The organism is Achromobacter maghribensis, assembly GCF_057334215.1.
In genome coordinates this window covers 243,243-254,672 of the sequence record NZ_JBHFII010000047.1, presented here as the reverse complement: position 1 = coordinate 254,672, position 11,430 = coordinate 243,243, and the positions used below count along the sequence as shown (strand labels likewise).

Genomic DNA, 11,430 nt, shown 5'->3' with positions numbered 1-11,430 from the left:
CGCCGTGGCCGCCGCCTGCGCGCTGACGGCAGCTTCCTGGGGCGGCATGGCATGGGCGGCAGGCGCGGTGATTGCGCTGCTGCTTGTGCCGGCCGGGCTGTTACACTCGCCACGGAGCAGCCTGTCCCCGGTATCGGCAATACGCACGGCGACCGGGGCGGGGCGCTGGCAGGTACGCCAGCCGCAAGGCTGGCAAGATGCGGTGCTGCTGAACCAGCAGCGCGGCCCCCGCTGGCTCACGCTCACCCTGCAGCCCTTGCCCACCGGGAGTACGGCCTTTACAAATAGCACAATCACCCTCACCGTCTGGCAACGGACGCTGCGACCCGAGTCCTGGCGGCGCCTTTGCCTGCTGACGGGCACGGCGCGGCGCGCGCAGCCGGCGGCACGCCCGCAGGAGGCGTCATGAGCGAGCGCGAAGTCGACGCCGAGCTTGTCGCGCGCGTTCAGCGGGGCGACAAGAAGGCCTTCGATCTGTTGGTGCTGAAGTACCAGCGCAAGATCCTGCGCCTGCTGGCCCGAATGATCCGCGACCCCTCCGAAATCGAGGACGTGGCCCAGGAAGCCTTCATCAAGGCCTATCGGGCCTTGCCCCAATTCCGGGGTGACAGCGCGTTCTACACCTGGTTGTATCGTATCGCCATCAATACGGCGCGCAATTGGCTGGCCTCGCAAGGCCGGCGGCCCAGCGCGCCAAATGCGATAGAAACGGAAGACGGTGAAACTTTTAACGAAACCGACAACCTAACCGATATAAGCACGCCGGAGTCCATGGTTGCCAGCCGCGAAATCGCCGAGACGGTGAACGCGGCCATCGAGGAATTGCCCGAAGAGTTGCGCACCGCAATTGTCCTGCGTGAAATCGAAGGTATGAGTTACGAAGACATCGCCCAGAGCATGGATTGCCCGATCGGTACGGTGCGCTCCCGCATTTTTCGTGCGCGCGAGGCCATCGCGACCAAATTGCGTCCATTGCTTGGCACCGATGCCGAGCGTCGCTGGTAAGGAGTGGCAGTCATGCAAACCGCAGCCAAGTCCGTTGAAATCGCCGAATCCTCCTGGGAGGAATCGGTTTCCGCCTGGATGGACGGAGAAGATTCCGACGATATTTTTCCCGGCCTGTTGTCCAAGGAAGGACGTCAGACCTGGGACACCTATCATTTGATCGGTGATTCCCTCCGCAATTCCGATCTGGCATTGACGCCCAGCGCTGCTTTCCAGTCTCGGCTGGCACGGGCGCTGGACGCCGAACTGCCGATCGTCGCGGCGCCCCGGCGCCGTTCGCCGTTGCGCTATGGCCTGTCCGGCCTGGCGGTGGCCGCCGCCGTGGCGACCGTCGCCTGGGTGGCCCAGCCTTATCTGACGGGCGCGCCGGCGACTGAAGTGCGCGTGCTGGCCGACGCCAGCGGCACGCCTGCCTCGGCGGATGACGCGGGCCTGCGCGACTACCTGGAAGCCCATCGTCAGATGGCCGGTCCCAGCGCGGTGCGGCAAGTCTCGTTCGACGTCGGGGCGGGACGTTGATGGCGCTGGTGTTACCCACACGTTGGCCGCGCGCAGCTTCCTGGCACGCGCACCGCGCTGGCTGGTTCGCCGCCACGCTTCTGACAGCTTTCCTGGCCGCGCATGAACCCGCGCGCGCGGCCGACGCCGCGCCGGCGGCCGACGACGTCGTCCAGTTGCTGTCGCGCATTCAGCAGGCCGCGCGCAAGCAGGACTACGCTGGCGTCTTCATGTACCAGCAGGGCGAAATGATCCAGTCTTCGCGCCTGGTGCACGTGCTGGACGGCACCGGCGAGCGAGAACGCCTGGAAATCCTGGATGGCCAGCCGCGCGAATACCTGCGGCATAACGAAAACGTGCAGTGCCTGATTCCCGAGCGCAAGACCGTGCTGGTCGAGCGCCGCCGCGGCGACCGCTTTCCCGGCCTGTTGCTGGGCGATCCCGCCAATCTGGCCGAACACTACAAAATCAGCACCGAACCCAAATTGCATCGGGTGGCGGGCCGCGAATGCCGGCTGATCACGATCGAGCCCCTGGACAAGCTGCGTTACGGCTACCGCCTGTGCGCCGACGTTGAAACCAATCTGCTGCTGAAGGCCCAGACCCTGAATGCCGCGCGCGGCGTGGTCGAGCAGGTGTCGTTCACGTCATTGCGCCTGGGTTCGGAAGTCGATCCCCAATTGTTGACGTCGCGCTGGAGCACTCGCGACTGGAAAGTGCTTGAGCCCTCGATGGCGCCTGTGGACCTGTCGGCCCAGGGGTGGCGCATTCCGGCGCCCAAGGGCTTCAAGGTGATCATGCAGGTGGCGCGCTCCATGGGGCGCGGTGCAACCGTCAGCCAGATGGTGCTGTCCGATGGCCTGGCGGCCATATCGGTCTTTATCGAACCCTATGACAGCCAACGCGGTCATCATCCTCCCCATGGCGCCGCGCAGCGCGGGTCGATTACCGTCTACGGAACGCGAATTGCGGATTTCTGGCTGACGGCCGTGGGCGAAGTGCCCGTGGCGACGTTGGAACAGTTGGCGGAAGCGACAGAGTATGTGCCCGCCGCGCCTGCGGCGGCAGCGCCGGCAACCGGGACAGCCGGGTCCAAGTGATCCGGGCCCCGGCGCGGCTAGCAGCAATTTCGGAGTAACTTATGAAAGCAATGACGGTGTCGAACGCTTTTTTCCGGCGCTTTCTGGCGGTTGTGGCGGCAAGTGTGGCGATGTCCGCCGCGTACGTCCCGGCTTCGGTGGCGCAGACGCCCACCGTGGCGTTGCCCGACTTTACGGGCATTGTTGAAAAAGCCGACCCTGCGGTCGTGAACATCCGCACGACGGCCACCGTGCCCGTGCGCGGCCCCGGCCCTGGCGGCGGTGGCGACCCTTACGAATTGTTCCGCTGGTTCTTCGGCCCCGAATTCCAGCCTCCGGGCCCGGGCGGCCAGGCGCCGACGCCACGTCAGCGGCCCCAGCCTTCGCAACCTGAAGAGCGTACCGTGCCGCGTGGCGTGGGCTCGGGCTTCTTCATTTCCGAAGATGGCTACATTCTGACCAACAACCATGTGGTGGTCGACGCGACGGACATCTACGTCACGCTCACCGACGGCCGCGAATTCAAAGCCAAGGTCATCGGCACCGATGAGCGCACCGACGTTGCGCTGATCAAGATCGAAACCAAGGACATGATCCCGCTGGTCATCGGCGACCCCAAGAAGCTGAAGAAGGGGCAGTGGGTGCTGGCCATCGGTTCGCCGTTCGGCCTGGACTCCACCGTGACGTCGGGCATCGTCAGCGCGATTGGTCGCGATACCGGCGAATACCTGCCGTTCATCCAGACCGACGTGGCCGTGAACCCCGGTAACTCGGGCGGCCCGCTGATCAACCTGGACGGCGAAGTCGTCGGCATCAATTCCCAGATCATTTCGCGCAGCGGCGGTTTCATGGGCATCTCGCTGGCCATCCCGATCGACGAAGCGATGCGCGTGGTCGATCAGTTGCGCGCTACGGGCAAGGTCACCCGCGGCCGGGTCGGCGTGCAGATCGGCGAAGTTGGCAAGGACGTGGCCGAAGCCATCGGCCTGCCGAAGGCCGAAGGCGCGCTGGTCAGCAGCGTGGAGGCCGAAGGTCCTGCCGAAGAAGCGGGCGTGCAGCCGGGCGACGTGATCCTGAAGTTCAACAACGAGCCGATCAAGCGTTGGTCTGATCTGCCGCGCATCGTGGGCGAAACCAAGCCGGGCACGCGCGCCGACATGGAAGTGTGGCGCAAGGGCAAGAGCATGACGCTGTCGGTCAAGGTGGGCGAAATCCCGACCGAAAAGGCCGCGGCGGCGGGCAAGAAGCCGGCGCCGGCTCCCGAAGTCACGAACGCGTTGGGCCTGGGTGTGGTGGATGTGCCGGCCGATGTGCAGAAGAAGCTGCGCATCAAGGGCGGCGTCCAGGTGAAGGTCGCTGAAGGTGCGGCCGCCAAGGCCGGGTTGCAGGAAGGCGACATTGTGTTGGCCTTGAACGACACTGACGTCACCGGCGCCAAGCAATTCGCTACGCTCGTGAGCAAGCTGGACAAGTCCCGCGCCGCAGGTTTGCTGGTGCGCCGGGGCGATCAGACGCAATGGGTGGCGGTTCCGGCCTCGAAGTAAGGGCTAAAGCGCGTCGCTTTTTGCCCCGGCGCGGCCCGGCGGCAGAAAAAAAACCCCAAGACCAGCTAAAATGGCTGGTTGCCGCAAGAGGGGGCGCCTGGCGCCCCCTCGTTTTTGCCCGGGCATTGCCTACCAGCGGCCCGTCAGCGCCCCTCACGTCAGCCGTGCGTATTCCGGCGGCGGTGTCTTCCGGCCATGTGCCGAGTGTTCCGTCCCTTATAATTTCAAGCATGCAGCATATTCGCAACTTCTCCATCATTGCCCACATCGATCACGGTAAATCGACCCTGGCCGATCGCCTGATCCAGCGCTGCGGCGGATTGGCGGATCGCGAAATGTCGGCGCAGGTGCTCGATTCCATGGAAATCGAACGCGAGCGCGGCATCACCATCAAGGCTCAGACCGCCGCCCTGCATTACAAGGCGAAGGACGGCAAGACCTACAACCTGAACCTGATCGACACCCCGGGGCACGTGGACTTCTCGTATGAAGTCAGCCGCTCGCTGTCGGCATGCGAAGGCGCGCTGCTGGTGGTCGATGCGTCCCAGGGCGTGGAAGCGCAGACGGTGGCCAACTGCTATACCGCCATCGAACTGGGCGTGGAAGTCGTACCGGTTTTGAACAAGATGGATCTGCCGCAGGCCGACCCCGAAGGCGCGCGCCAGGAAGTCGAAGACGTGATCGGCATCGACGCCTCGGAAGCCGTGCTGGCCAGCGCCAAGACGGGCATGGGCATCGACGAAATCCTGGAGACCATCGTGGCGCGGGTGCCGGCGCCCAAGGGCGATCCCGACGCACCGCTGCAGGCGCTGGTCATCGACTCCTGGTTCGACAACTACGTGGGCGTCGTGATGCTGGTGCGCATCATCAATGGCGTGCTCAAGCCCAAGGACAAGATTCTGCTGATGGCCTCCGGCGCCACCCACTTGTGCGAGCAGACCGGTGTATTCACGCCGAAGTCGCAGCAGCGTCCGCACCTGTCGGCGGGCGAAGTGGGCTTCATCATCGCTGGCATCAAGCAACTGGAAGACGCCAAGGTGGGCGATACCGTCACCCTGGCCAATAAGCCGGCCGCCAGCGCGCTGCCCGGCTTCAAGGAAGTCAAGCCGCAGGTGTTCGCGGGCCTGTACCCGGTGGAAAGTTCGGAATACGACCAGCTGCGCGATTCGCTCGACAAGCTGAAGCTGAACGACGCCGCGCTGATGTTCGAACCGGAAGTCTCGCAGGCGCTGGGCTTCGGCTTCCGCTGCGGCTTCCTGGGCCTTTTGCACATGGAGATCGTGCAGGAACGCCTGGAGCGCGAGTTCGACATGGACATCATCACCACCGCGCCGTCGGTGGTGTACGAGGTCGAGCAGCGCGACGGCTCGGTGATCACCGTGGAAAGCCCGTCGCGCATGCCGGAAGTGGGCAAGATCCAGGACATCCGCGAGCCCATCGTGAAGGTCACGCTGTTCATGCCGCAGGACTACGTGGGTCCCGTCATGACGCTGTGCAATAACAAGCGCGGCTCGCAGGTCAACATGAGCTATCACGGCCGCCAGGTCCATCTGGTGTACGAGATCCCGCTGGCCGAGATCGTGCTGGACTTCTTCGACAAGCTGAAGTCGGTATCGCGCGGCTATGCCTCGATGGACTACGAATTCCTGGAGTACCGTTCGGCCGACGTGGTGCGCGTGGACCTGCTGATCAACAACGACCGCGTGGATGCGCTGGCCGTGATTGTCCACCGCAGCAACGCGCGCCATCGCGCCCGCGACGTCGTGACCCGCATGCGCGGGCTGATTCCGCGCCAGATGTTCGACGTGGTCATCCAGGCCGCCATCGGCGCTGAAATCATTGCGCGCGAAAACGTGAAGGCGCTGCGTAAGAACGTGCTGGCCAAGTGCTATGGCGGCGATATCTCGCGCAAGAAGAAGCTGCTGGAAAAGCAGAAGGCCGGCAAGAAGCGCATGAAGCAGGTGGGTAGCGTGGAAATTCCGCAGGAGGCGTTCTTGGCCATCCTGCAAGTGGAAGACAAGTAGAACCAAAAGAAGGCGGTTAGCTGATGAGTTGGAACTTTGCCCTGATCCTGTTTGTTCTGCTGGTCTTGACCGGCATTATCTGGGTGCTTGATCTTGCGGTGCTGCGACGTGGTCGCGAAGCCCGCGCCCAAGCGGCAATGGCGCAGTACGACGCAGCCCTGGTCGGAGACGCTCAGGAAGCCGAGCGCCTTCGCCGCGAGGCTGGCGATGCCGCGCGGCGCGTGCCGTGGTGGATCGAGTACGCCGTCAGCTTTTTTCCCGTCATCCTGTTCGTCTTCATGCTGCGTTCGTTCGTGGTGGAGCCGTTCCGGATCCCGTCGGGTTCGATGCTGCCCACGCTGCAGTCGGGCGACCTGATCCTGGTGAACAAGTTCAGCTATGGCTTGCGCCTGCCCGTGATCGACAAGAAGGTCGTCGAGATCGGCAAACCCAAGCGCGGCGATGTGTTCGTGTTCCGCTATCCGGTGGATCCGGACGTGGATTACATCAAGCGCGTCGTGGGCCTGCCGGGTGACGAGATCGCCTACCTGGACAAAAAACTGTACATAAACGGCGAATTGGTGCCGCATGTACGCGACGGCGACTATTTTGAACCCGACCGTGTCTCATATATTGCACAATATAAAGAGAAGTTGGGCGACGTTGACCACAAAATCCTGCTGGATGAGAACAAGCCGCAAGATTATTCGCCGATGTGGCAATTTCCCAACCGCGGAAACTGCCAATACAGCCGCAATGGGGTACGCTGCAAAGTACCTGAAGGCAGTTATTTCGCCATGGGCGATAATCGGGACAACAGCGCGGACAGCCGCTACTGGGGCTTCGTACCTGAAGCCAATATCGTCGGACGCGCGTTCTTCATCTGGATGAATTTCAGCGATCTCAGCCGCATCGGCCGGTTCAACTGATTATGTCGCTAGCCACGCTAGAAAATCGCCTGGATCACCACTTCGGTGATGCAGGCTTGTTGGAACAGGCACTGACGCATCGCAGTCACGGTGCGCGTCACAACGAGCGCTTGGAATTCCTTGGGGATTCCGTGTTGAATTTCGTCGTCGCGGCCATGCTGTTCGAGCGGTTTTCCAAAATCGACGAAGGCGATCTGTCGCGGCTGCGGGCGAACCTGGTCAAACAGGCGTCGCTGGCGGATATCGCGCAGCGTCTGGAACTGTCGCAGTACCTGCGCCTGGGCGAAGGTGAATTGAAGAGCGGCGGGTTCCGCCGGCCGTCCATTCTTGCGGATACGGTCGAGGCCCTGTTCGGCGCCGTCTTCCTGGACGCGGGTTTCGACGCCGCGCGCCGCGTGATCGTGCGTCAGTACCAGCCGGTGCTGGCGTCGGTCGACCCCAAAACGCTGGGCAAGGACGCCAAGACCTTGCTGCAGGAATTCCTGCAAGGCCGCAAGCTGGCGCTGCCGTTGTATACGGTGGTGGCCACACATGGCGCGGCCCACAGCCAGCAGTTCGAAGTCGAGTGTGCCATCCCGGCGCTCGAGATCAAGGTTATGGCGCCCGGCGCCAGCCGCCGCGCCGCCGAGCAATCGGCGGCCAAGCTGGCGTTGGAGGCCGCGCTGGCCATCAGCCCGGCGACCAAGGCTGCCCGCAAGTCGGGCAAGGCGCGCAAAACCGCGCAATTGTCGCTGCCCGTGGCAGTGGCTCAAGAGACTAAATGAGCGATACCCCTTTTCGTACTGGCTTCGTTGCCATTGTTGGCCGCCCCAATGTGGGTAAGTCCACGCTGACGAACGCCCTGATCGGTTCCAAGATCTCCATCGTGTCGCGCAAGGCGCAGACCACGCGCCACCGCATTCACGGCGTGCTGACGCGCGAGCACGAGCAATTCGTGTTTGTCGACACCCCGGGATTCCAGACCCGTCATGGCGGCGCGATGAACCGCATGATGAACCGCGTGGTGACGCAGGCACTGGCCGACGTCGACGTGGTGGTGCATGTGGTGGAAGCCGGCAAATGGTCGGAAGGCGACGCCAAGCTGCTGCCGCTGCTGCCCAACCCCGAGCGCACGATCCTGGTGGTGTCCAAGATCGACGCGCTGAAGAACCGCGACGACCTGTTCGCCTTCGTCGCCAAGATCATGGCGCTGCATCCGTTCGGCGCCGTGGTGCCTGTCAGCGCTACGAAGAACCACCAGTTGGACCAACTGCTGCAAGAGATCGCAACGCGCCTGCCGGAAGGCGAGGCGATGTTCGAAGAAGATACGCTGACTGATCGCCCCATGCGGTTCATCGCCGCCGAACTGGTGCGCGAGAAGATCTTCCGCCTGGTGGGCGACGAACTGCCCTATGGCTGTACCGTCGTCATCGAGCAATGGGAAGAAACCAGCAAGGGCGCCAGCATCAACGCTTGCGTCGTCGTCGAACGCGACAGCCACAAGCCCATCTTGTTGGGCACGGGCGGCATGCACATGAAGCGTATTGCCACGGAGGCGCGGCAGGACATCGCCAAGCTGCTGGACAAGCCGGTTCACCTTGAGGTCTACATCAAGGTGCGCAAGGGCTGGTCCGACCGCGAGAGTGCGCTCCGCGATTTGGGCTATGAGTAGACGGGCGCCTCGCGTCCAGGATCGCCCGGGGTTTATGTTGCACGCCACGGCGTGGCGTGAGACTTCCCTTATTGTTCAGACGTTCTCCCGCGATCATGGCTGCGTAGCCATGGTCGCCAAGGGCGCCAAGCGCCCTTATTCCGTCCTGCGTCCCGTGTTGTCGGCCTTTCAGCCCCTGCTGCTGTCCTGGACCGGCAACGGCGAAGTCAAGACCTTGACCCGCGCCGAGATCGCCGGCATCCGTCCGCTGACGGGCACTGCCTTGATGTCCGCCTGGTACATGAACGAACTGCTCTTGCGTCTGTTGCCGCGCGAGGACGCCCACCCGTTGTTGTTCGACGCCTACGACATGGCGCTGCAGCAACTGTCCAACGGCACCCGTGCCGCCGGCGCGCTGCGCCGCTTCGAGTGGACCTTGCTGCGCGAAACCGGCTACGGCGTGGACGAAGACGCCCCGGACTTCGAAGACCCTGTGATCGAACCGGCGCTGCGCCGCGACCTGCGTGAACGCCTGGCCGAGATTCTGGCCGGCCGTCCGCTGTCCACCCGGCGCGTGCTGATGGACCTGCAACGCATCTAAGCGCGCTGCGCGCCGCCCATGACCTTCACGCTCAAACAGGTCGAGACCTTCCGCACCGTCTACGAGACGGAAAGCGTGACTGCGGCCGCTCGGCGGCTGGACGTGTCGCCCGCGACGGTCAGCGCGACCCTGGCCGCGCTGGAAGCCAGCATTGAATTGCGGTTGTTCGAGCGCGTGCGCCAGCGTATGCAGCGCACGCCCGAGGCCACGTTGCTGTATGAAGAAATCCGCCGTTTGAATGTCGGACTGGATAGCCTGGGCCGCAAGATCCGCGCGATTCGTGGCGCCGCCCAGCCGCGTCTGCGGATCGGCTGCATTCATGCCTACAGCGGCGCTGTGGTCAGCGACGCGATCTCGCGTTTTCGCACGCGCTATCCGGACACGCCCCTGTATCTGCAGATCCGAGATTCCAATACGTTGCGCGACATGGTGGTGTCGGGCGAGCTGGACCTGGCCGTGGTGGCCGATGAGTCAGAGCTGGAAGGGTTGCGCGGCCATCGGCTGGCCAGCTTGCGGGCGGTGGCCGTCTTTCCGGCTGGGCACGCGCTGGCACGGTTGGAGGCCATCGATTTTTCGCATCTGGCCGGTCTGGACGTGATCGCCCTGAACGCCGAGGACGGCTCGCGCAAGCGGCTGGATGCGCTGCTGCGCCAGGCGGAGCAGAGCCTAAGGGTGGCGATCGAAACGCCGTACTCCAGCACCGTATGCCAATTGGCGCTGGCCGGGCATGGCGTGGGTATCGCCAACCCGGCGACAGCCGTGGGCATGGAGGCAGCGGGCCTGTGCTATCGCCCGCTGACGGCATCCGTGCATTTCGAATGCCACATGATTCTTCATGGGAGCCGGCCGCTGTCCGAAGCGGGCAAGTTCTGGGCGACGTGCCTGCGCGGCGCATTGGCCCCGCTGGTGGACCGATTCGGGGTCTAGCAGGCCGCCGCAGCGCGGCGGAGATCAGCCTCGGCGTCCGTCCGACGTCACGATCAGCACCACCGACGATTCGGCATCCAGCACGCCGGAACGCCTGAGCCGGGACACGGCCGCCAGGGCTGCGGCGGAAGACAGTTCAGTGCTGATTCCCTTGCGCTCGAGCCGCTGTTGCGCCTGGGCCGCTGCGGCATCGGAGATCTCCACAGGCGTCCCGCCCGAGCGAGACATGGCTTCCAGCGATTGCAGCGTGCAGGTGCCGCCCGCGATGGAGTATTGGTCCGTGACCCCCTCCCACAGGCCGCGCGCGTCGCCTGCCGCACGGGCGCGCGACAAGCGCGCGTACGGCTCGACCGCATGCAAACGCGGCAGACGCGCGATTCGGCCGTGTTGCAGCAGGTGCTGCCAGCCCAGGAAAATTCCCCATAACAGATCGCCGCGCGCGGTCGGCACGATGATGTCGGTCGGCGTGCCGCAGGCATCCAGGATTTCCTGGGCGATGGGTTTGTAGCCTTCCACGCCATAGGGATGCGTGCCGACCGGGGGATTCAGGTAGTTGGTGCCGGCGAATGCACCGTGGTTGCGGCACAGATCCGACACGTAGGGCCAACGGGCCAGGCTGTCTTCGAAGGCGCTGAGTTTGGCGCCGAAGCGCTGCATGGCCTCGCGCTGCAGCGGCGGGCAATTGCGGGTGATGGCAATGTCGGCCTGCAGGCCGGCCGCGGCGCAATAAGCCGCAAGCGAGACGCCGGCATTGCCGCTGGATGCCGCCGCCACGCGGGTCGCGCCTGCCAGGCGGGCGCGCGACACCAACTGCGCCGCCATGCGGTCTTTGTGGCTGCCGGTGGGGTTGGCGCTTTCGCACTTGAGCCAAAGCTGGCCGACGCCTTCGGCGAGTGCCAGATCCGTGGCTTCCAGATGGGGGGTGGCCCCTTCGCCCAGCGTGATGGGCGCCAACACCGGCAAGGGAATGGCGCTGTCGGTGTCGCAGGCGTCGTAGCCGCATTCCAGGGTGGCGGGGTGTCCCGCCGCCAGGCAACTCGGGCAGCCTTCGGGATAGTCGCCGGGCGGCCACAGGCTCGCGCAGCGGATGCAGCGCAGGCCGGACAATCTAGGATTCATCTGCATGGGTCAATACATCGATGCAAGGGAGTTCAGGGGAAGGGCGGGCGCGACTTGCAGCAGGCAGTCGCCATCGTCGCGGGGGGCAATGGCGC

At 64.4% G+C, this 11,430-nt stretch carries 12 protein-coding genes; 11 read left to right on the top strand and 1 reads right to left on the bottom strand.

Annotation, left to right across the window (positions count from 1 at the left end; genetic code table 11):
* The 11 genes from ACE039_RS21125 to ACE039_RS21075 all read left to right on the top strand — a co-directional run.
* Window positions 1–409 (top strand): hypothetical protein (locus tag ACE039_RS21125; RefSeq protein ID WP_485823253.1); only part of this gene is annotated, 409 nt, incomplete at its 5' end.
* Window positions 406–1,005, top strand: a complete 600-nt coding sequence (gene rpoE / locus ACE039_RS21120) for an RNA polymerase sigma factor RpoE (protein ID WP_006218045.1) — start codon at window positions 406–408, stop codon at window positions 1,003–1,005. The genes ACE039_RS21125 and rpoE, both read left to right, overlap by 4 nt.
* Before the next feature lie 12 nt (window positions 1,006–1,017).
* On the top strand, window positions 1,018–1,524 hold the full coding sequence (locus ACE039_RS21115; RefSeq protein ID WP_105555098.1) for a sigma-E factor negative regulatory protein: 507 nt from the start codon (window positions 1,018–1,020) through the stop codon (window positions 1,522–1,524).
* Window positions 1,524–2,603 (top strand): MucB/RseB C-terminal domain-containing protein, encoded by a 1,080-nt coding sequence (locus tag ACE039_RS21110; RefSeq protein ID WP_332007632.1) that lies wholly within the window; start codon window positions 1,524–1,526, stop codon window positions 2,601–2,603. Before ACE039_RS21115 ends, ACE039_RS21110 begins: the two co-directional genes overlap by 1 nt.
* Before the next feature lie 41 nt (window positions 2,604–2,644).
* A complete protein-coding gene (locus ACE039_RS21105) occupies window positions 2,645–4,126 on the top strand; it encodes a DegQ family serine endoprotease (RefSeq protein ID WP_105555096.1) in 1,482 nt (493 codons plus the stop codon).
* 230 nt (window positions 4,127–4,356) lie between these two features.
* Complete coding sequence (gene lepA / locus ACE039_RS21100; protein ID WP_057284786.1) at window positions 4,357–6,150, top strand: translation elongation factor 4; 1,794 nt, start codon at window positions 4,357–4,359, stop codon at window positions 6,148–6,150.
* Window positions 6,151–6,173: 23 nt separating this feature from the next.
* Window positions 6,174–7,058 carry a signal peptidase I gene (gene lepB, locus ACE039_RS21095; RefSeq protein WP_448708863.1) on the top strand — a complete coding sequence of 295 codons (885 nt, stop codon included), beginning with the start codon at window positions 6,174–6,176 and terminating at the stop codon, window positions 7,056–7,058.
* Between the two features lie 2 nt (window positions 7,059–7,060).
* A complete protein-coding gene (gene rnc, locus ACE039_RS21090; protein WP_105555094.1) occupies window positions 7,061–7,822 on the top strand; it encodes a ribonuclease III in 762 nt (253 codons plus the stop codon).
* A complete protein-coding gene (gene era, locus ACE039_RS21085; RefSeq protein ID WP_105555093.1) occupies window positions 7,819–8,709 on the top strand; it encodes a GTPase Era in 891 nt (296 codons plus the stop codon). The genes rnc and era overlap by 4 nt, the downstream gene beginning before the upstream one ends.
* Window positions 8,702–9,289, top strand: coding sequence for a DNA repair protein RecO (gene recO / locus ACE039_RS21080; protein WP_310032924.1), 588 nt, complete (start codon window positions 8,702–8,704; stop codon window positions 9,287–9,289). The genes era and recO overlap by 8 nt, the downstream gene beginning before the upstream one ends.
* A gap of 18 nt (window positions 9,290–9,307) precedes the next feature.
* The gene (locus ACE039_RS21075) at window positions 9,308–10,216 is read left to right on the top strand and encodes a LysR substrate-binding domain-containing protein (RefSeq protein WP_485823252.1); all 909 of its coding nucleotides are present in this window, start codon (window positions 9,308–9,310) and stop codon (window positions 10,214–10,216) included.
* A gap of 24 nt (window positions 10,217–10,240) precedes the next feature.
* Here ACE039_RS21075 and ACE039_RS21070 read toward each other — a convergent pair whose 3' ends face one another.
* Window positions 10,241–11,341 carry a pyridoxal-phosphate dependent enzyme gene (locus tag ACE039_RS21070; RefSeq protein ID WP_485823251.1) on the bottom strand — a complete coding sequence of 367 codons (1,101 nt, stop codon included), beginning with the start codon at window positions 11,339–11,341 and terminating at the stop codon, window positions 10,241–10,243.
* Window positions 11,342–11,430 lie beyond the last annotated feature (89 nt).

Bases quoted from the DNA above. Each gene is read 5' to 3' on its own strand.
- rpoE (WP_006218045.1), top strand. From the start codon at position 406: ATGAGCGAGCGCGAAGTCGACGCCGAGCTTGTCGCGCGCGTTCAGCGG.
- ACE039_RS21115 (WP_105555098.1), top strand. From the start codon at position 1,018: ATGCAAACCGCAGCCAAGTCCGTTGAAATCGCCGAATCCTCCTGGGAG.
- ACE039_RS21110 (WP_332007632.1), top strand. From the start codon at position 1,524: ATGGCGCTGGTGTTACCCACACGTTGGCCGCGCGCAGCTTCCTGGCAC.
- ACE039_RS21105 (WP_105555096.1), top strand. From the start codon at position 2,645: ATGAAAGCAATGACGGTGTCGAACGCTTTTTTCCGGCGCTTTCTGGCG.
- lepA (WP_057284786.1), top strand. From the start codon at position 4,357: ATGCAGCATATTCGCAACTTCTCCATCATTGCCCACATCGATCACGGT.
- lepB (WP_448708863.1), top strand. From the start codon at position 6,174: ATGAGTTGGAACTTTGCCCTGATCCTGTTTGTTCTGCTGGTCTTGACC.
- rnc (WP_105555094.1), top strand. From the start codon at position 7,061: ATGTCGCTAGCCACGCTAGAAAATCGCCTGGATCACCACTTCGGTGAT.
- era (WP_105555093.1), top strand. From the start codon at position 7,819: ATGAGCGATACCCCTTTTCGTACTGGCTTCGTTGCCATTGTTGGCCGC.
- recO (WP_310032924.1), top strand. From the start codon at position 8,702: ATGAGTAGACGGGCGCCTCGCGTCCAGGATCGCCCGGGGTTTATGTTG.
- ACE039_RS21075 (WP_485823252.1), top strand. From the start codon at position 9,308: ATGACCTTCACGCTCAAACAGGTCGAGACCTTCCGCACCGTCTACGAG.
- ACE039_RS21070 (WP_485823251.1), bottom strand. From the start codon at position 11,341: ATGCAGATGAATCCTAGATTGTCCGGCCTGCGCTGCATCCGCTGCGCG.